Annotated in this window: 14 protein-coding genes; 5 read left to right on the top strand and 9 right to left on the bottom strand. The window is 73.4% G+C overall.

Translation table 11 applies throughout. From position 1 onward, the window contains the following. Nucleotides 1–684, bottom strand: a 684-nt coding sequence (locus ACH4F2_RS15995; protein WP_398133303.1) for a maltotransferase domain-containing protein, incomplete at its 3' end; no start/stop codon positions are given. Nucleotides 685–996: 312 nt separating this feature from the next. On the opposite strand from ACH4F2_RS15995, the gene ACH4F2_RS15990 reads away from it, so the two are divergent. Continuing rightward, nucleotides 997–3,615 (top strand): glycosyltransferase family 1 protein, encoded by a 2,619-nt coding sequence (locus ACH4F2_RS15990; RefSeq protein WP_398133302.1) that lies wholly within the window; start codon nt 997–999, stop codon nt 3,613–3,615. A 67-nt stretch (nt 3,616–3,682) separates the two neighbouring features. Here the strand turns inward: ACH4F2_RS15990 and ACH4F2_RS15985 are convergent, their stop codons facing one another. From ACH4F2_RS15985 to ACH4F2_RS15955, 7 genes are all read right to left on the bottom strand, one after another. Further along, entirely contained in the window at nt 3,683–4,192 is a 510-nt protein-coding gene (locus ACH4F2_RS15985; protein WP_398133301.1) for a DUF1990 family protein, read from the bottom strand. Between the two features lie 91 nt (nt 4,193–4,283). Continuing rightward, the gene (locus ACH4F2_RS15980) at nt 4,284–6,323 is read right to left on the bottom strand and encodes a M4 family metallopeptidase (protein WP_398133300.1); all 2,040 of its coding nucleotides are present in this window, start codon (nt 6,321–6,323) and stop codon (nt 4,284–4,286) included. A 328-nt stretch (nt 6,324–6,651) separates the two neighbouring features. After that, nucleotides 6,652–7,503, bottom strand: a complete 852-nt coding sequence (locus ACH4F2_RS15975; protein ID WP_398133299.1) for a phosphotransferase enzyme family protein — start codon at nt 7,501–7,503, stop codon at nt 6,652–6,654. Nucleotides 7,504–7,590: 87 nt separating this feature from the next. Then, nucleotides 7,591–9,354: an ABC transporter ATP-binding protein gene (locus tag ACH4F2_RS15970; protein WP_398133298.1), complete on the bottom strand. Its 1,764-nt coding sequence runs from the start codon at nt 9,352–9,354 to the stop codon at nt 7,591–7,593. Next, a complete protein-coding gene (locus ACH4F2_RS15965) occupies nt 9,351–11,150 on the bottom strand; it encodes an ABC transporter ATP-binding protein (RefSeq protein ID WP_398133297.1) in 1,800 nt (599 codons plus the stop codon). Before ACH4F2_RS15965 ends, ACH4F2_RS15970 begins: the two co-directional genes overlap by 4 nt. 26 nt (nt 11,151–11,176) lie before the next feature. Beyond that, a complete protein-coding gene (locus ACH4F2_RS15960; RefSeq protein WP_398133296.1) occupies nt 11,177–13,051 on the bottom strand; it encodes an ABC transporter ATP-binding protein in 1,875 nt (624 codons plus the stop codon). Beyond that, entirely contained in the window at nt 13,048–14,976 is a 1,929-nt protein-coding gene (locus tag ACH4F2_RS15955; protein ID WP_398133295.1) for an ABC transporter ATP-binding protein, read from the bottom strand. The genes ACH4F2_RS15960 and ACH4F2_RS15955 overlap by 4 nt, the downstream gene beginning before the upstream one ends. Nucleotides 14,977–15,124: 148 nt before the next feature. On the opposite strand from ACH4F2_RS15955, the gene ACH4F2_RS15950 reads away from it, so the two are divergent. From ACH4F2_RS15950 to ACH4F2_RS15935, 4 genes are read left to right on the top strand one after another with little or no spacing between them, the layout of a single operon-like run. Then, nucleotides 15,125–16,027, top strand: coding sequence for an ATP-binding cassette domain-containing protein (locus ACH4F2_RS15950; RefSeq protein WP_398133294.1), 903 nt, complete (start codon nt 15,125–15,127; stop codon nt 16,025–16,027). After that, on the top strand, nt 16,024–16,773 hold the full coding sequence (locus tag ACH4F2_RS15945) for an ABC transporter permease (RefSeq protein ID WP_398133293.1): 750 nt from the start codon (nt 16,024–16,026) through the stop codon (nt 16,771–16,773). Before ACH4F2_RS15950 ends, ACH4F2_RS15945 begins: the two co-directional genes overlap by 4 nt. 36 nt (nt 16,774–16,809) lie before the next feature. Next, nucleotides 16,810–18,081 carry a sensor histidine kinase gene (locus tag ACH4F2_RS15940; RefSeq protein WP_398133292.1) on the top strand — a complete coding sequence of 424 codons (1,272 nt, stop codon included), beginning with the start codon at nt 16,810–16,812 and terminating at the stop codon, nt 18,079–18,081. Beyond that, the gene (locus tag ACH4F2_RS15935; RefSeq protein WP_398133291.1) at nt 18,071–18,715 is read left to right on the top strand and encodes a response regulator; all 645 of its coding nucleotides are present in this window, start codon (nt 18,071–18,073) and stop codon (nt 18,713–18,715) included. Before ACH4F2_RS15940 ends, ACH4F2_RS15935 begins: the two co-directional genes overlap by 11 nt. Nucleotides 18,716–18,728: 13 nt before the next feature. On the opposite strand, the gene ACH4F2_RS15930 is transcribed toward ACH4F2_RS15935, so the two are convergent. Beyond that, nucleotides 18,729–20,129: a sulfatase gene (locus ACH4F2_RS15930; RefSeq protein WP_398133290.1), complete on the bottom strand. Its 1,401-nt coding sequence runs from the start codon at nt 20,127–20,129 to the stop codon at nt 18,729–18,731. Nucleotides 20,130–20,200 lie beyond the last annotated feature (71 nt).

Genomic DNA, 20,200 nt, shown 5'->3' with positions numbered 1-20,200 from the left:
GCGTTCGCGTTCCACGAGCAGGGGCAGCGGGTCGGAGGTGGTGACCAGCTCCCGCAGCGGGTGCCGGGCCAGCACCGCGTCCACCTCGGGCGTCAGCGCCGCCGCCAGCCGCGACGCGGCCGGGCGGGCCTCGTCCCGCAGCGCGTCGACGGCGGCGAGCAGCTCACGCCGGTCCTCGCCGTTCGGCACGTCCGCGGCGGCGCGCTCGTACAGTCGGGCGCCCTCCTCCAGGACCAGGCCGGTGTCCATGCCCGCCGGAATCTTGATCCGCGCGTGGTGCCGCCAGGTGGTGACCGGGTCGCCCCACGCCTGGACGGTGTACGACCACCGTCCGGGCTCGCCGGCGGTGACGGTGGCGCCCCAACGGTCGGTGCCCGGGGCCAGTTCCCGCATGGGGGTCCACGGGCCCGGCCGGCCCCGTGGATCTCTGAGGACGACATTGGCGGCGACCGCGTCGTGCCCCTCTCGGAACACGGTGGCCGATATCTCGAAGGACTCGCCGGTGACGGCCTTGGCGGGGCTGCGTCCCTGCCGGACCATCGGGCGGACGTCCAGGACGGGGATGCGTCCGACGACGGTGGTGCCGTCCGCGGGGGGTGCCGCGGGAGATGCCGTCGCGGACACCTCCGGGGACGCCGCCGGCGACATCGCGGGGGGTGCTGACGAGTGGTGCGTGGCGGGCATGACCGCTCCTGTCCGCGTCAACGTGGGTGGGCGGATGACTCTGGGGAGGTGGGTCCTGCGGGGGGTGCATGTGGGGCGTACCGCAGGAGCCTTCCCACACTCTTCGGGTGGGCAATCCGGCACTTTGTTAACTACTCACGCGTATGTCGACACACGCGACGACCCTGACCGGACACCTTCCCCGCCGGGAGATCGTCACGCCGGTGGTTATTAGCCCGTCCGGTGAGCCAGAACGACGCCGTTCAGGCCGAATCGGAGTTCTGAGGGCGAAGGCCCCGGTGAGGGACACATCACGCCGGTAACGTCGTCGGGGTGAAGGCGATTCGTCGACTGACCGTCCGTCCCGTTCTCCCCGACCCCCTCGGGCCGCTCAGCGATCTGGCCCGGAATCTGCGCTGGTCCTGGCATCCGGAGACCCGCGACCTCTTCCAGTCCGTCGACCCCGAGTGCTGGACCGCGTCCGGCTGCGACCCGGTACGGCTGCTCGGCACCGTCCGGCCCGCACGCCTCGCGGAGCTGGCCGAGGACCGGCGCTTCCTGCGCCGGCTGACCGCGGTGGCCGACGACCTCGACCACTACATGACCGGCGACCGCTGGTACCAGGCCCAGCCCGGCCGACTCCCCGCCGCCGTCGCCTACTTCTCGCCCGAGTTCGGCATCACCGCCGCCCTGCCCCAGTACTCCGGCGGCCTCGGCATCCTGGCCGGCGACCATCTGAAGGCGGCCAGCGACCTGGGCGTGCCGCTCATCGGCGTCGGCCTGCTCTACCGGCACGGCTACTTCCGCCAGTCCCTGACCCGGGACGGCTGGCAGCAGGAGCACTACCCCGTCCTCGACCCCCACGAGCTGCCCCTCGCCCTCCTCGAGGAGACCGACGGCACCCCCGCCCACGTCGCCCTGGCCCTGCCCGGCGGCCGGGAACTGCGCGCCCGTGTCTGGCTGGCGCAGGTCGGCCGGGTGCCGCTGCTGATGCTGGACTCCGATGTCGAGGAGAACGACGTCGGCGAACGCGGTGTCACCGACCGGCTCTACGGCGGCGGCAGCGAACACCGGCTCCTCCAGGAGATGCTGCTGGGCATAGGAGGTGTCCGGGCGGTACGGACGTACTGCCGGCTCACCGGCCACGCCGCACCGGAGGTCTTCCACACCAACGAGGGCCACGCCGGCTTCCTCGGCCTGGAGCGCATCTCCGAACTCTGCGACGAGGGGCTGGAATTCGGCCCCGCGCTGGAGGCGGTCCGGGCCGGCACCGTCTTCACCACCCACACCCCCGTCCCGGCCGGCATCGACCGCTTCGACCGCGAACTGGTCGCCCGCCACTTCGGCCCCGACACCGAGCTGCCCCGCATCGACGTCGAACGCGTCCTGAGGCTCGGCATGGAGACCTACCCCGGTGGCGAGCCCAGCCTGTTCAACATGGCCGTGATGGGGCTGCGCCTGGCCCAGCGCGCCAACGGCGTCTCCCTGTTGCACGGCGGGGTCAGCCGGGAGATGTTCTCCGGACTCTGGCCCGGATTCGACGCCGACGAGGTGCCGATCACGTCCGTCACCAACGGCGTGCACGCTCCGACCTGGGTCGCCCCGGAGGTGTTCCGGCTCGGCGCCCGGCAGATCGGCGTCCAGCGGACCGAGGACGCGCTGACCGTCGGCGGCTCGGACCGCTGGGACTCGGTCGCCGACATCCCCGACCAGGACATCTGGGAGCTGCGCCGCACCCTGCGCGAGCAGCTCGTCACCGAGGTGCGGCAACGGCTGCGCGCCTCCTGGCGGCAACGCGGCGCGGGGACGGCCGAGCTGGGCTGGATCGACGACGTCCTCGACCCGGACGTGCTCACCATCGGCTTCGCGCGGCGCGTCCCGTCGTACAAGCGGCTGACGCTGATGCTCCGTGACCGCGACCGCCTGATGGATCTCCTGCTGCACCCCGAGCGGCCCGTCCAGATCGTCGTCGCGGGCAAGGCGCACCCGGCGGACGACGGCGGCAAGCGGCTGGTGCAGGAGCTGGTGCGCTTCGCGGACGACCCGCGGGTGCGGCACCGGATCGTGTTCCTGCCGGACTACGGCATGGGCATGGCGCAGAAGCTCTACCCGGGCTGCGACATCTGGCTGAACAACCCCCTGCGGCCCCTGGAGGCGTGCGGGACCAGCGGCATGAAGGCGGCGCTCAACGGCTGCCTCAACCTGTCGGTCCTCGACGGCTGGTGGGACGAGTGGTTCCAGCCGGACTTCGGGTGGGCGATCCCCACCGCCGACGGCGCGGGAACCGACCCGGACCGGCGCGACGCCATAGAGGCCAACGCCCTCTACGACCTGCTGGAGCAGCGGATCACCCCCCGCTTCTACGAGCGGGGCGCGAGCGACCTGCCCGACCGGTGGATCGAGATGGTCCGCCGGACCCTGAGCTTGCTCGGGCCGAAGGTGCTGGCCGGCCGCATGGTCCGCGAGTACGTCGAGCGGCTCTACGCACCGGCGGCCGAGGCGCACCGCGCGATGGACCCGGACACCGCCCGTGCGCTGGCCGAGTGGAAGGCCCGGGTACGGGCGGCCTGGCCCGGGGTGAGCGTCGACCACGTGGAGACGTCCGCCGCCACCGCCACCGCGGAGCTGGGCTCGACGCTCGGGCTGCGGGTGCGGGTCGGCCTCGGCGACCTCGCCCCCGACGACGTCGAGGTGCAGGCGGTCTCCGGCCGGGTGGACTCCGAGGACCGGATCACCGACGCGACGACCGTGCCGCTGAAACCGGTGGGCGGTCCCGACCTGGAGGGCCGCTGGCTGTACGAGGGCCCGTTGGCCCTGGACCGCACCGGCCCCTTCGGTTACACGGTCCGCGTCCTGCCCGCGCACCGGCTGCTGGCCTCCGGCGCGGAGGCGGGGCTGGTCGCGGTGCCGTCGGACGAGCTGGCCCAGGCGGCGGGGCTGCTGATGCGGTGAGCACCCGGGGCGGCGGGGAGCGGGCTCAGCGGGACGGACTCAGCGGGACGGGCTCATCGGGACGGGTTCAGTCCTCCCCCTCGCCGCCGCTGAGCCGCCGAAGGACGGTGCCGCAGCGGCGGGCGTAGGCGTGCTGGAAGGCACGGGCTGCCGGGCCGCCGGCCTTGGCGTACCACTTGGCGGGGCGGCTGAAGGCGGTCACGGTCAGCCAGACCGTGCCGTCGCCCGTCCGGTCGACCACGAAGGCCTCCTCGCCGGACTCCGGGTGGCCGGGCAGCGTGCCGTAGGCCCAGCCGGCCCGGCGGGGTTCGTCCAGGGTCCAGACGATCCGGCAGGGCGCCTTGATCATCCCGGCGAGGGTGACGGTGACGTCGACGCCGGGCGCGGCACGCTCCGCGCTCGCGTCGATGCCGACGCCCATCTCCCGGTGCATCTCCCAGGTCAGCACGGCCTCCACCGCGCGCCGGAACACCGGTTCGCCCTCTCCGAGGCGGGTGCGTACGTGCATGGGGCGGAAGCCGGGCGGGCAGTGACCCTGCTCGCGGGTGGCGCCGACGTCGTCGTACGTGAAGGACATGGGCACAAGCGTAGGGCGGCCCCCTGGAATCGTCGGTTCCAGGGGGCCGCCGTCAGGCCGTCAGGCCGTCACCGCGATGGGGCCCGCGGGCCTACGGGAAGGTGAGCCTGAAGGAGCTGATGTGCCCGGTGTCCCGGGACGCCACGTCCTGTACGCGCAGCTTCCAGGTGCCGTTGGCGGTCTCGGAGGCGGCGTTGACCGTGTACGTCTGGTTCACGTTGTCCGCCGAGTCCGAGGAACTGGAGTTCTTCAGACGGTACGCGGTCCCGTCCGGGGCCAGCAGGTCGACCACCAGGTCACCGCGCCAGGTGTGCACGATGTCGACCGTGGCCTGGAGGTTCGCCGGCGCGTTGCCGGCCCGCCCGGTCACGCTGACCGACGAGGTGACCGCCGCGCCGTTGTCCGGGATCGCCACGTCGGCGGTGTTCTCGAAGGAGGTGCCGCCGCCGCCACCGCCGCCCGGGCGCGCGCCGACGTTGATGCCCGCCCACGCGTGCTGCACCGCCGTGTACTCGGCGCTGTCGGTGCCGTACAGCTCACCGGCCGCCGCGAGGGTGCCGGTGCGGGCGCCCGCGTAGTTGGTCGTCGACGTGAACTTCGTGGTCAGCGCGCGGAACCAGATCTTCTCCGCCTTGGCGCGGCCGATGCCGGTGACCGGGAGGCCGTCCGAGGTGGGCGAGTCGTAGCTGACACCGTTGATGGTCTTGGTGCCGCTGCCCTCGCTCAGCAGGTAGAAGAAGTGGTTGGCCGGGCCGGACGAGTAGTGGACGTCGACGCCGCCGATACCGGAGTACCAGTAGTCCTTCGAGGCGCCGTCCCTGCTGGGTTTGTCCATGTAGCGCAGCGGTGTGCCGTCGCCGTTGATGTCGATCTCCTCGCCGATGAGGTAGTCACCGACGTCGGAGGAGTTGTTCGCGTAGAACTCGACGGCCGCGCCGAAGATGTCGGAGGTGGCCTCGTTCAGCCCGCCGGACTCGCCGCTGTAGTTGAGCCCCGCGGTGTTGGAGGTGAGGCCGTGCGTCATCTCGTGCGCGGCCACGTCGATGGACGTCAGCGGGTTGGCGTTGCCCGAGCCGTCGCCGTACGTCATGCAGAAGCAGCCGTCCGACCAGAAGGCGTTGACGTAGTTGTTGCCGTAGTGGACCCGGGAGTAGGCACCCACGCCGTCACCGCGGATGCCGGAGCGGCCCTGGACGTTCTTGTAGTAGTCCCAGGTCAGCGCGGCCCCGTAGTGGGCGTCGGCGGCGGCCGTCTCGGTGTTGGACGCGCTGCCGTTGCCCCAGACGTCGTCGGAGCCGGAGAACAGCGTGCCGGTGCCGGAGGTGCCCCGGTTGAGGTTGTACGTCCTGTGGTTGCCGCGCGTGGTGTCGGTCAGCGTGTACGACGAACCGGACTGCGCGGTGCCCAGCGTCACCGTGCCGCTGTACAGGGTGTTGCCGGTGCCGTTGTGGACCGCCTGGTACTCGTGGAGCTTGGCGCCGGTGGCGGCGTCGGTGACGACGTGCAGTTCGTTCGGGGTGCCGTCCTTCTGGAGGCCGCCCACGACCGTCTCGTACGCCAGGACCGGGGTGCCGTTCGCCGCCCAGATCACCTTGCGCGGGGCGCGGTCGGCGTCCGGTGCCTCGGCACCGGCGGCCTTCGCTGCGGACACGGCCTGCGTCTCGGCCTTCGCGGCGGAGATCTTCGGCGTGACGGTGGCCGGCTCGATCGCCTTCTGGGTGGCCTTCACGACCCGCTCGGTCTTCCCGCCGTCGGTGGTGACGACGAGGTCGCCGCCGAGGACGGGCAGTCCGTCGTAGGTGCGTTCGTAGCGGGTGTGCACGGTGCCGTCGCGGTCCTTGAGGACGTCGCGGACGACCAGCTTCTCCTTGGCGCCCAGGCCCAGTCGGCCGGCGGTTGCGGCCTTGGCCGCGTCGGCGTCGCGTATCAGCTCGGCGCGCTGGGCGGGGGTGAGTTTCACGGACTCGGCGCCCGGAGCGGAGGCCGGGCCGGGCGCGGCGGTGGCGGCGCCGGACTGGACCGCCGTGGCGATCAGCGCGGCGACACCGGCCAGGGCGACGGCGGCGGCGCGGCGGTGGGTGGTGCGGGACGCGGTGTGGGAGGTGCGTCTGTGGGGAGTGCTGCTGCTCAACACTGACTCCTTCTGCGTGGCCGCGGGTCGCGCGGCCAGGGGAGACCGGTCGGCGGGTGGGCCGGCCGGGCGGTACTGATTCGGTACGCAGAAACCACGTGCTAGGAGCTGGCCGCGGCACAGCGCTGGTGGGCGACGCTGTGGGGGCGCTGTGGAGCGGCCGTGGGAAGAGTGGCAGGAGATCGCGCCTTCTGTCAGGAGCGCGTCAGGAAGTTGGCCGGAAATCGTTCGTTGTCCGGGCGTTCACGTTCGATATACGGAGGTGCCGCTCGGGTGTGGTGGACCCCGGCCTCGACAGCCGGCCGGCCGCGGCCTCGGAGATCCGCGGTCAGCCGGGGGTGCCCAGGCCGTCCTGACCGAGTGCCGCCCGGATCCGGCCGAGCCACTCCGTGCCCAGCCGGTGCCCGTCCGGGAACTGGTCGTCCCGGTCCCAGCGCCACGCGGTGATCATCGCCAGCACGAGGAGCCGGCACTCGCGCAGCAGGTCCTGATCGGCGCCCGGGTAGTGCTCCCCGACTTCTTCGGGTGCGTGGGCGAGGTCGAACTCGACGGGCCCACGGCAACACGTCTCGAGGTCGATGAACAGCGGCCCGTTCTCCGTGGTGAGCAGGTTTCCCGGGTGCGGCTCGCCGTGCAGCAGCTGCTCGGCGCCGCCGCGCTCGCCGATCACCCGCCCCAGGCCACGCAGCGTGCCGCCGAGCAGTTCCCGGTCCGCGTCGGCGAGCGCCGGCGTGCGGTCGCGGTCCGCCACGAGCCGCCGCGCCTGCTCGACCCGGTCCGTGAAGCGCGGCGTCGGGACGTCGAGCCCGCGCATGCCGGCGTGCAGCCGCGCGAGCGCGTCGGCGTAGTCGGCCGGTGGGACCTCCCGGGGTGCCACGGGCGCGCAGTAGGTCCACAGCGTGACCACGAAGCCGTCGCGCTCATGGACGCGTGGCTCCACCCGAGGGTCGAGAGCGGCCACCGGGCACCCGGCCGCCGCGAGCCGCTGAGCAAGCTCGAGTTCGAACCGCGCGACCTGCTGCGCCACGGGTGCCACCCGGGCCAGGACGTCACAGGGCAGCAGGCGCAGAGTGAGCTTGTTCGAGTCATGGAGCACGATCGCGTCGTCGGCCGGCAGGCCGAGTGACGAGACGATCGCCATGGCCGCGGCCACCGCACGCGAGACCTCCGACGCCTGCATCGTCGCCCGGCCCCTCTCCCTTGAGCGCTTACGGATCTTCCAGCGGTGCGACCAGCGCACAGTACCGCGGTGTTGCCGACCGCCCGCTCAGTCGGCCATCGGACCCGGCTCCCCGTGCCAGGACCCCCACAGTGCCGCGTACGCCCCGCCGGCCGCCACCAGCTCGTCGTGCGTGCCGAGTTCGGTGAGCCGGCCGTCCTCCATCACGGCCACCCGGTCGGCGTCGTGCGCGGTGTGCAGGCGGTGGGCGATGGCGATGACCGTACGGCCCTCCAGCACGGCGGCCAGGGCGCGCTCGGTGTGCCGGGCCGTCGTCGGGTCCAGCAGGGCGGTGGCCTCGTCCAGGATCAGCGTGTGCGGGTCGGCCAGCACCACGCGGGCCAGGGCGAGCTGCTGGGCCTGCGAGCCGTCCGTGCGGTGACCGCCGGTGCCCAGCTCGGCTCCGAGGCCGTCGGGCAGTTCCCGCACCCACCGCTCGGCGCCCACGGTGGCCAGGGCCGACCACAACCGCTCGTCCGCGGCCGCCGGTTCGGCGATGAGGAGATTGTCGCGGACCGTACCGAGGAAGACGTGGTGCTCCTGGGTGACGAGCACGACCTGGCGGCGCAGCCGCTCCGGCCCCAGGGCGGCCACCGGTACCCCGCCCACCGTCACCGAACCCTCGGTCGGCGCGTCCACGCCCGCCAGCAACCGGCTCAGCGTGGTCTTCCCGGCCCCGGACGGCCCCACCACCGCCAGCCGTTCCCCCGGCCGCACGGTCAGGTCCACACCGCGCAGCACCTCACCGCCCCGGTCGTAGGCGTACCGCACCCCGGACACGTCGATCCGGTCGTCCGCCGGCACCGGCGAGTCGTCGGTCCTCGCCTGCGGAGCACGTGCCAGCCCCTCCACCCGGGCGAAGGAGGCGCCGCCCGACTGGAGCTGCTCGATCCGCATCAGCACCTCGTCGAGCGGCCCGGCCAGCTGCTGGAGGTACACGGCACACGACACCACCGCCCCCAGGCTCACCGACCCGTGTGTGTGCAGGACACCGCCGATCAGCAGGACGCCCGCCACGGGGACCACGTACGAGATCTCCACCGCCGGGAAGAAGACGCTGCGCAGGTACAGCGTGTGGAATCGGGTGCGCCTCGACTCCTCCAGTGCCCGCCCGTTCACCGTGACGCGCCGGCCGGCCAGCCGGAACGCCTCCACCGTGCGGGCCCCGGCCACCGTCGCCGTCAGGCTCTCGGCGACCTCCGAGGTGGCCGCGCCCTCGGCGAGGTAGCCGGCCCGCGCCCGGCGCAGATACCAGCGCAGCGCGAACCAGACCGGCGTCAGCCCCAGCACGCCGACCAGCCCGAGCAGCGGGTCGAGCACGAACACCGCGGCGGCCAGGAACAGGGCCTGCACGGAGTTGACCAACAGCTCCGGCCCCGCGTCGCGCAGCGTCGTGCCGACCGCGGTCACGTCGGCGGTGCCGCGCGTCGTCAGGTCCCCGGTGCCCGCACGCTCCACGACCGAGGCGGGCAGGGACAGCGCCCGGTCCACGAACCGCTCCCGCACCCGGGCGAGCGTCCGCTCCCCGAAGCGGTGCCCCACGTAACGCGCCCAGCGGGCCAGCAGCAACTGGGCCAGCGAGCAGAGCAGGATGGCGAGCGCCATCCGGTCCACGGCGTTGACACCGCCCCCGGCACGCACCTCGTCGACGATCCGGCCCAGCAGCCACGGGCCCGCGAGCCCGGCGAGTGCGGCCAGCGCGTTGAGGCCGAGGACGACCGCGAAGGCGCGCCGGTCGGCGCGCACGAGGTGGGCCGCCGCGCGGCGGATGTCGGCGCGCTCGGCGACGGGGAGTTGTCCTCCGGACGTCATCGGACCTCCTCGTCGTCCCGGGAGACCAGTGCCCGGTACCCCGGCTCGCCGGCCAGGAGTTCGCGGTGGGTGCCGGTGGCGACGACCTTGCCGTCGACCAGGTGGTGCACGACGTCCGCCCGGTCGAGCAGGAGGGGAGAGGTGCAGGCCACCACGGTCGTACGGCCCTCGCGGGCGTCCCGCAGGCGGTGCGCGACGGTGGCCTCGGTGTGGGCGTCCAGCGCGGAGGTCGGCTCGACGGCGAGCAGGACCTCGGGGTCGGTGAGCAGGGCCCGGGCCAGTCGGACGCGTTGGCGCTGGCCGCCGGAGAGGGTGCGGCCCTGGGCCGCGACCGGGGTTTCGATGCCGTCGGGAAGGGACTGGACGATGTCTTCCGCTGCGGCGCAATGGATGGCGTGAGTGACGGATGCGTGAGGGGGTGCCCCGGTATGCCGTCGCGCGGTCGCCGGTTCGGTGTGGCCGGTCGCGCCCACGCGGCGGAGCCGCACGTCGATACCGCCCGCGCCCCCGGCCGGCGTCTCCTGGGCGCCTATGACCTCGCGCAGGGTGCCCGCGAAGAGGTCGGCCTCCGCATCAGCGACGAGGATGCGGGACCGGATCTGGGCGAGGGGCACCTCGGACAGCCGGACTCCTCCCCAGGTCACCTCGGAGGGGGCGTACCGGCCCAGCCGGTCGACCAGCTCGGCGGCGTCCGCGGGCCGGGCGCCGGCCAGGGCGGTCAGACGGCCCGGCTGGATGCGGGCGCCGGAAGCCGGGTCGTACAGCACCGCGGGCTCGGCGGGGGCGTCGCGGGTGCCGGTGTCCGGCTCGGGCTCCAGGCGCAGGAACGCCACCACCCGGCGGGCGGCCACCACGCCCCGGCTGAGCTGGTGACCCATCTCGATCAGGAACGCCACCGGCCAGCCCAGCGCCACCACGTAGCCGTACACCGACACCAGCTCGCCCACGCTGATCTGCCCCCGCACGGCCAGCCGTGCGCCCAGCCAGGTCACCAGCGCCAGGAACAGCATCGGCAGGCCCACCCCCAGGGCCTGGATCCAGCTGGTCACGGCCCCGACCCGGTAGCCCTGCTCGCGCAGCCGCCCCGAGTCCCGGCGGAAGGCGTCCGCGACCAGGCCCTTGCCGCCCAGGCCGTTCAGCACCCGCAGCCCGCCCGCGAGGTCGCCGATCCGCGCGGTCAGCACGGACTGCCGCTCCCGGTACTCGGTCTCCCTGCCCTGCAACCGCCCCATGAGCGGCCCGAGCACCACGCCGAGCAGCGGCACCCCGAGCAGCACCACCAGGGCGAGCCGCGTCGACACCGACAGCAGCAGCCCGCCGACGGCCGCGTAGGCGACGACCGCTCCGACGCCGGGCCCCACGGCCGTCAGGGAGGTGCTGATGGTCTGCACGTCGCCCACCCCGATGGTGACGACCTCCCCGGCGCCCACCTGCCGGCGCAGCGACGCGCCGAGCCGCGTGGCGTGCCCGACGACCACCTTGACCGTGCGGAAGTTGGCGTCCATCCGCACCCGCGTCATCGTGCGGTGCCGCATGACGCCCAGCCAGGCGTTGCACGCCCCGACGGCGACCAGCGCACCCGTCCAGCCCGCCAGGGCGCCCATGTCACCGGGCGTCAGGCCGTGGTCGATCGCCCGCGCCATCAGATACGGCGTCGCCGCCAGCAGCACCATCCAGACACTGGCCAGCACCGCCCCCGCCAGACAGCGCGACCACTGCCGGCCGACCAGCCAGCCCAGGTAGCGCCATCCGCCACGGCGGTCGGGCGTGCCGGGATCCTCGTACGCGTCGATCATCGCCACTCCCCCCCGAAGACCCGCCCTCACGCCAGACTGTCCCGCCACGCCCGGTGCAGGTCTGCGAACCGGCCCTGCCCGGCGATCAGTTCGGCCGGCGCGCCGTCCTCCACGATCCGGCCGTGCTCCATCACCAGCACCCGGTCGGCGATCTCCACGGTGGAGAGCCGGTGCGCGATCACGACCGCCGTACGGCCCTTCAGCACCGTCGCCATGGCCCGCTGCACCGCCCGCTCACCGGGGACGTCCAGCGAGCTGGTCGCCTCGTCCAGGATCAGCACCGCCGGATCCGCGAGCAACGCGCGCGCGAACGCCACGAGCTGCCGCTGCCCGGCGGAGATCCGGCCGCCCCGCTTGCGGACGTCGGTGTCGTAGCCGTCGGGCAGCGCGGCGATGAAGTCGTGGGCGCCGATCGCCTTCGCGGCGCCCTCGATCTCCTCCCGCGTCGCCTCCGGACGGCCGATGGCGATGTTCTCGGCGACCGTGCCGGAGAACAGGAACGCCTCCTGCGTCACCATCACCACCCCGCGCCGCAGTTCGGGCACGGCCAGGTCGCGCAGGTCGGTGCCGTCCAGCAGGACCCGGCCGTCGGAGGCGTCGTAGAACCGGGCGAGCAGCTTGGCCAGCGTCGACTTGCCCGCGCCCGTCGAGCCGACCACGGCGACGGTCTGCCCGGCCGGGATCGTCAGGTCGAAGCGGGGCAGCACCTCGCCGCCGGTGCGGTAGCCGAAGCGGACCCCGTCGAAGACGACCTCGCGCCCGGGGTGCTCGGACGCCGGCGGCGGCAGCTCCTTCGGCGCGGACGGTTCGGGCACGGACGGCGTCTGGGCCAGCAGCCCGGCGATCTTCTCCAGCGAGGCCGCCGCCGACTGGTAGGAGTTCAGGAACATGCCGAGCCGGTCGATCGGGTCGTACAGCCGGCGCAGATAGAGCACCGCCGCCGCGAGCACGCCGAGCGCCAGCGTGCTGTCCGCGACCCGGTAGGCGCCCCACAGCACGATCCCGGCGACGGCCGTGTTGGCGACGAGCCGCGATCCGACGACGTAACGGGCCATCTCCAGCAGCGCGTCACCGTTCGTCCGCTCGTGGTGCCGGTTGAGTACGGCGAAGCCGGCGTCGTTGGCGGCCTCGCGGCGGAAGGCGCGCACCGGCCGGATGCCGTTCATCGTCTCCACGAACTTCACGATCACCGCCGCGATCGCCGTGGACCGCTGCCGGTACACCCGCCCCGCCCGCCGCTGGTACAGCCGCACCAGCCCGTACAGCGGCACGAACGACGCCACCGCGACCGCGCCGAGCCCCAGGTCCAGCCAGAGCAGCAGCGCCGCGATGTAGACGAAGGAGAGGATGACCGTCACCAGCTCCTGCAGGCCCTCGTCGAGCAGTTCGCGCAACGACTCCACGTCCGTGGTGGAGCGGGAGATGAGCCGGCCCGAGGTGTAGCGCTCGTGGAAGTCGACGCTCAGCGCCTGGGCGTGGCGGAAGATCCGGCCGCGCAGGTCCAGCAGCACGTCCTGGCTGACGCGGGCCGCGGCGGCGATGAACGCGTACTGCAGCCCGCCCGCGCCCAGCGAGCAGAGCAGATAGCCGGCGCCCACCGCGACGAGCGGACCGTGGTCGTCGTCCCTCAGGGCCGGCACGGCGTGGTCGATGGCGTACGCCACCAGCAGCGGGCCCGCCTGAACCGCCGCCTGCTGGAGCAGCAGGAGGAACGTGGTGAGGGCGACGCGGGCCTTCATCGGCGCCAGCAGGGAGCGCAGCAGGGCGCCGGTCGCGCCCGGCGGGCTGGGCAGGACGTCCCGGTCGAAGAGGTCGTCGGCCGCGCGGTCGGCCTCCCCGGCCGCCGGGTCCCCGTCCTCCGGTTGCTCCCTGTCCGGCGCGGTGGCCGTGGGCGCGCTCATCGGCCGTCCCCTTCCTGCGGGTCCTCGGATTCCCCGTGTCCGCCGTGCCCGGACATCAGACGGGCGTACTCGGCGTTGGTGCGCAGCAGTTCCTGGTGGGTGCCGACGGCGGCGACGCGGCCGCCCGAGAGCAGCGCCACGCGGTCGGCCAGCAGGACCGTGGAGGGGCGGTGCGCCACGATCAGCGCGGTCGTGTCCGCGAGGACCCGCCGCAGCGCGGCCTCCACGGCGGCCTCGGTGTGCACGTCCAGCGCGGACAGCGGGTCGTCCAGGACGAGAAACCTCGGCCGGCCGACCACCGCACGGGCGAGCGCCAGGCGCTGCCGCTGGCCGCCGGACAGGGTGAGGCCCTGCTCGCCGACCTGGGTGCCGGTGCCCTGGGGGAGGTCGTGCGCGAAGTCGGCCTGCGCGACGGCGAGCGCCCGCCCCAGCTCCTCGTCACCGGCGCCTTCACCGGCCCCCATCAGCACGTTCTCGCCGACGGTCGCCGAGAAGAGCGTGGGCTCCTCGAAGGCCACGGCGACCATGGAGCGCAGCTCCTCACGGGGCAGGGCGGTGATGTCCTCGCCGTCCAGCGTGATCCGTCCGGAGGTCACTTCGTGCAGGCGGGGGACGAGCGCGGTGAGCGTGGTCTTGCCGCTCCCGGTGGCCCCGACCAGGGCCATCGACTCGCCGGGGCGGATGTGCAGGTCGACGCGGTCGAGGAGGGGCGGGGAGTCGGGAGGCGCGTCGGGATACCGGAAGCGGACCTTCTCGAACCGCAGGCCGTCGCCGCGACGGGCGCCGGTGTCGGTGCCGGCACCCGCGCCGGTGTCGGTGCCGGCACCCGTGCCCGCACCCGCACCCGCACCCGCACCCGCACCGGCCCCGGAACGGGACGGCGCGGCCACGCCGGTCTCGACCTCCGCGTCCATCACCTCGAAGTACCGGTCCGTGGCCGTGGCCGCCTCCTGACTCATCGCCAGCAGGAAGCCGATCGACTCGACGGGCCACCGCAGCGCCAGCGCCGTGGAGAGGAACGCCACCAGCGTCCCCGCCGACAGCGACCCGTCCGCCACCTGCACCGTGCCCACGACCAGGGCCGCCCCGATCGCCAGCTCCGGCAGCGTCACGATGACCGCCCAGATGGCCGCCAGCAGGCGCGCCTTGCGCAGTTCCGTCCCCCGCAGCGTGTGCGACAGCTCGTGGAAGGCCCGTGCCTGACTGCGGTGCCGGCCGAACCCCTTGATGATCCGGACACCGAGGACGCTCTCCTCGACCACGGTCGTCAGATCACCGACCTGGTCCTGCGCGCGCCGCGCCACCGCCGAGTACTTCTTCTCGAAGATCACGCAGGTGATCACCACGGGGACGGCGGGCCCGAGGATGACCAGCCCCAGCGTCCAGTCCTGCACCAGCATGATGCCCACGCCGACGAGGATCGTCACGCCGTTGACCAGCAGGAACGTCAACGGGAAGGCGAGGAACATGCGCAGCAGCATCAGGTCCGTCGTCCCGCGCGACAGCAGTTGCCCCGAGGGCCACCGGTCGTGGAAGGCCACCGGCAGCCGCTGCAGGTGCCCGTACAGATCCGCCCGCATCCCCGCCTCGACGCCGGCCAGCGGCCGGGCCACCAGCCACCGCCGCAGCCCGAACAGCAGCGCCTCCGCCAGTCCGAGCAGCAGCAGGTACAGCGCGCCGAGCCACACGCCGGCCGGATCGCGGTCGGCGACCGGCCCGTCCACCATCCACTTCAGGACGAGCGGGATCACCAGCCCCACGCACGAGGCGAGGATCCCCACGAACGCGGCGGTCCCCAACCGCGCCCGCACGGGCCGCACATAGGGCCACAGCCGCAGCAGGGCGCGTACGGTGGAACGGTCCCCGGCGGGGTCAGGCGCGGCGTCCGGAGCGGGGTCCTTGGTAGGTACAGGTGTCGTGGGCATCAGCAGCGAGCCTACGGTTCGCCACTGACACTGCCCACCGGGTTTTCGAGCTCACCGGGGTCGTACGGGCGCATCAGCCGATCGGCTGATGCGCCTTCGAGCGCGTCGGCCGATGTGCCGCACGCCCGTACCCCGACAGGCTGGCGCCATGCCCGTCATCGAAGTCACCGACCTGCGCAAGTCCTACGGCGGCCGACCCGCCGTCGACGGCGTGTCCTTCGCCGTCGAGGAGGGCGAGATCTTCGGCATCCTCGGCCCGAACGGCGCCGGCAAGACCACCACCGTCGAGTGCGTGGGCGGCCTGCGCGTACCCGACGCGGGCCGCGTCCGCGTCACCGGCCTCGACCCCGTCGCCGACCACGAGAAGGTCACCCGGGTCCTCGGCGCCCAGCTCCAGCAGAGCGAACTCCAGCCCAAACTCACCGTCCGCGAGGGCTTGGAGCTGTACGCCGCCTTCTACCCGAAGCCGGTCGACTGGCGCCCGCTCGCCGAACGCCTCGGCCTGACCCCGAAGCTGGACTCCCGGTTCGGCAAGCTCTCCGGCGGCCAGAAGCAGCGCCTGTCCATCGCGCTCGCCCTGATCGGCGACCCGCGGATCGTGGTGCTGGACGAGCTGACCACCGGCCTCGACCCGCGAGCCCGGCGCGACACCTGGCAGCTCATCGAGGACATCCGCGCGGGCGGCGTCACCGTCCTGCTGGTCACCCACTTCATGGAGGAGGCGCAGCGCCTCTGCGACCGCATCGCGGTGATCGACAAGGGCCGGGTCGCCGCCCTGGACACCCCGGCCGGGCTGATCCGCCGGTCGGCGGGCGCCACCGTCATCAGCTTCACGCCGTCCGCCCCGCTGGACGACGACGACCTCAGCGCGCTGCCGGGGCTCGCCTCGGTCCAGCACAATGACGGCCGCGTGACCCTGTCCGGCACCGACGAGACGGTCAACGCCGTCGTCACCCTCCTCGCCCGCACCCGCGTCACCGCCCACCAGCTGCGCGTCACCGACGCCACGCTGGACGACGCGTTCCTGGACCTCACGGAGGCCACGGCATGAAGACCGACGTCCTCAACACCGCCGTACTGAAGACGGAGATCCGCCTCTTCGGGCGGGAACCGGGCAGCGTCTTCTGGATCGTGCTCTTCCCCACGCTGCTCCTGGCCATCATGGGCTCCGTCCCGTCCTTCCGCGAGAGTGACCCGAACCTCGGCGGCCTGCGACCGGTCGACGCCTACGTGCCGGTGACCGTCCTCCTCGGACTGATCGTCGGCGGGCTCCAGGGCATGCCGCCCACGATCGCCGGCTACCGGGAGAACGGCATCCTGCGCCGGATGTCGACCACGCCGGTACGTCCCGCCGCCCTGCTGACCGCGCAGATGCTGGTGGTCGGCGCCGGCGCGCTGCTCTCGGCCCTGGCCGCCCTCGCGGTCGGCCGGCTCGCCTTCGACGTGACGCTGCCGCGGCAGCCGCTCGGCTACCTCGTCGCTCTGCTGCTCGCCCTGTTCGCCTCCTTCGCCCTGGGGGCCCTGCTCTCCGCCCTGTCCCGCACGACCAAGATCGCCACCGCCGTCGGGTCGGCCGCGCTCTTCCCCGCCATGTTCTGCGCCGGCGTGTGGCTGCCGGTGGAGGCCATGCCCGACGTGCTGGGCGACATCGTCGGCTGGACCCCGTTCGGCGCGGCCGCGCAGGCCCTGAACGACGCGGCCGCGGGCGACTGGCCGGGCTGGACCCACCTCGCTGTCCTGGCGGCCTGGACCGTGCTGCTCACGGCGGCGGCCTCGCGCTGGTTCCGCTGGGAGTGAGTACGGGGAGTGAGTACAGGGACCGGGCGAGCGGGCATGGCGGACAATGACGCCATGACGGAGACGACGGCGCTCGACGACCGGTGGGCGTTGTTCGAACGCTGGGGCCCGTACGGCCTGCTGGTCCTGAGCACCCTGATCGCCTGGGCGACCGCCGACGCGCTCGGCATGACCACGGCCGAGCGCTGGGCGTGCGGCGCCCTGATCGGCGCGGCCGTCGTCCTGCACCTGTGCTGGAGCAGGATGGCCCGCACCCGTCCCGGCCCGTCCACCGCGGGTGTCTGGCACTACGCGATCCGCTGGGCGATCGGGTTCGCGCTCACCTGGGTGAACCCGCTGTTCGCCTTCTACGCCGTCATCGGCTACTTCAGCGTCGAGAGCCTGCTCCCCCTCCGCCTGCGCAAGGCCGGGCTGTTCGCCACCGCCGTGACGCTGGCGGGCTCGCAGTCGGGCGGGCTGCCGCCGGGCGGGCGGCTGGAATGGGTGCTCTTCGGCGCCATCCTGGTGGCCAACGCCATGCTGGTGTTCCTCTTCGGTCACTTCGCCGAACTGGAGGAGGCCCGCTCCCAGGCCCGTGTCGAGACCATCGCCGAACTGGAGCGCACCAACACCGCCCTGCAGCAGGCCCTCGACGAGAACGCCGCCCTGCACGCCCAACTCCTCGTCCAGGCCCGGGAGGCCGGGGTCGCCGACGAGCGCCGTCGGCTGGCCGCGGAGATCCACGACACCCTCGCCCAGGGCCTGACCGGCATCATCGCCCAGCTCCAGGTCGTGGCGGCCACCCCCGACCAGGACCTCGGCCGCGCGCACATGGACCGCGCCCTCGCCCTGGCCCGCCACAGCCTCGGCGAGGCCCGCCGCTCCGTGCACAACCTCTCCCCGGTCGCCCTCGCCGACGACGGACTGCCGGACGCCCTGAAGAAGACGGTGACGGAGTGGGGCGAACGCGCGGAGATCCAGGCCGCCTTCACCGTCACCGGCACCACCGAGCCGCTCCACGACGAGGTGGCGGCCACCCTCCTGCGCATCGCCCAGGAGGCCCTGTCCAACACCGCCCGGCACGCCGCCGCCGGCCGGGTCGGCGTCACCCTCTCCTACATGGGCGACGAGGTCACCCTCGACGTCCGCGACGACGGCCGGGGCTTCGACCGCGGCGCCGTGAGGCAGCGCACCTCCAGCGGAGGCTTCGGCCTCGACGGCATGCGGGCCCGCGCCGAGCGCATCGCCGGTTCCCTCACCGTCGAGGCGGAGCCCGGCCAGGGAACGGCCGTCTCGGCTCGCGTACCGTTGGTCCGCCATGACCGATGACGCCGTGATCTCCCTCCTCATCGTCGACGACCACCCCGTGGTCCGCGACGGCCTGCGCGGCATGTTCGAGTCCGCGCCCGGCTTCCGCGTCCTCGGCGAGGCCGCGGACGGCGTCGAGGCGCTGGAGCGGGCCGCCGCACTCGACCCGGATGTCGTCCTCATGGACCTGCGGATGCCGGGCGGCTCGGGCGTGGACGCCATCCGGGAACTGACCCGGCGCGGCGCCCGCGCCAAGGTCCTCGTCCTCACCACGTACGACACCGACTCCGACACGCTGCCCGCGATCGAGGCCGGCGCGACCGGTTACCTCCTCAAGGACGCGCCCCGCGACGAGCTGTTCACCGCGGTCCGCGCGGCGGCCGAGGGGCGCACCGTCCTCTCCCCGGCCGTCGCCACCCGCCTGGTCTGCGCCGTCCGCGCGCCCAGGACACCCGGCGGCGAACCCCTCTCCGCCCGTGAGCGCGAGGTGCTCGCCCTGGTCGCCCGGGGCACCTCCAACAAGGAGATCGCCCGTGAACTGTTCATCAGCGAGGCGACCGTGAAGACCCACCTCACCCACCTCTACGCCAAACTCGGCGTCAACGACCGCGCGGCGGCGGTGGCGGCGGGCTACGACCGGGGCATCCTCGGCTGAGCCGTGGCCCGGCTCAGGACGCCGGGTAGGGCAGCAGCCCGCCGTCCACCCTCTCCCAGGCCGCCCGCAGTTCGGCCAGCAGCTCCGGCCGGACGGCGGCCAGGTCGGCCTGCTCGCGGGCGTCGGTGCCGAGGTCGTACAGGTGGTCCCCGCCGTCCGCGTCCCGGTAGTACTTCCAGTCGCCGCGTCGCAGCGCCCGGTTGCCCCGTACCCGCCAGAACAGGTCGCGCCCGGGCACGTCCTCGCCCCGCAGGAGGTAGCCGGCCAGGCTGTGGCCGTCCAGCGGGTACGCCGGGTCCGGCCGGGCGCCGCCCAGCTCCAGCAGGGTCGCCGTCCAGTCCGGTGAGTACACCGGCTCGTGGCTGACCTGTCGGGCGTCGACACGGGCGGGCCAGCGCAGAATGGTCGGCACCCGGATGCCGCCCTCCAGCAGCTCGGACTTCCCGCCGCTGAGCGGCCACTGGTACGAGAAGCGCTCACCGCCGTTGTCGCTGGCGAAGACGACGATCGTGTTCTCCTCCTGCCCGGAGCGGCGCAGCGCGCCGAGGACCTCGCCGATCGACGCGTCCAGGCTCCGCACCATCTCCCGGTACTTCTCCACCGATCCGCCGTCGTTGTGCCGAAGCCCGCCCAGCACCTTCCCGGCGCGCACCCTCGCCGCGATCTCGGCGCCGGTCTCCTCGTCGTCCTCGGTGAGCCACGGCCAGTGCGGGGTGGTGAAGTTCAGGTTGAGCAGCCAGGGCCGGTCGTGGTCGCGGCCGACGTACTCGACGGCCCGCTCGGTGAGGACGGTGGTGTAGTAGCGCAGGTCCTGATAGGTGGCGTCGCCCTCGTACAGGTCGTACTCGCCGAGCTGGCCGAGCTTGGAGAAGTACTCCAGAGCCCCGCCGAAGTTGCCGAAGAACTCGTCCCAGCCGGACTTGGTGGGGCTGTAGTCCGGCAGCCAGCCGCAGTGCCACTTGCCGATCAGCGCGGTCGCGTACCCCGCCCCCTTCAGCAGGGAGGCCAGCGTGGGGTGGTCCGGGTCCAGGCCCTGGGAGCGGTTGCCGAGGGGCTCCGCCAGGCCCCCCTTCGCGCGCCCCGGGAACCGGCCCGTGTACAGGCTGAACCGCGTCGGGGAGCAGGTGGCCGACCCGGAGTAGCCCTGGGTGAACCGGACGCCCTGGGCGGCGAGCCGGTCCAGGTGAGGCGTGCGGATGTGCGGGGCGCCGTAGGACGACAGGTCGGCCCAGCCGAGGTCGTCGCCGAGGATGAACAGGATGTTGGGGCGTCTGCGGGGGCGGGCGGCACCGGGGCGGGCCCGGAAGGGGCGTTCGGCGGGAGCGGCCGCGGCGGTCCCGGACGTTGCGGCCACGGCGCCCACCGCGCCGCCGCCCAGCAGTCCGCCGAAGACACGACGGGATATCTCAGGCATGCGTCATCCCTGGGGAAGAGGAGAAGAGACGTGAAACGAGAGGCGTGAGGAAAGAGAGAGAAGCTGAGGAG

Origin of the sequence: Streptomyces sp. NPDC017890, from assembly GCF_044328675.1 — a bacterium.
GTDB lineage: Bacteria > Actinomycetota > Actinomycetes > Streptomycetales > Streptomycetaceae > Streptomyces.
Note: the sequence above shows the minus strand (reverse complement) of the source record. Positions and strands in the feature narration are given on the sequence as shown.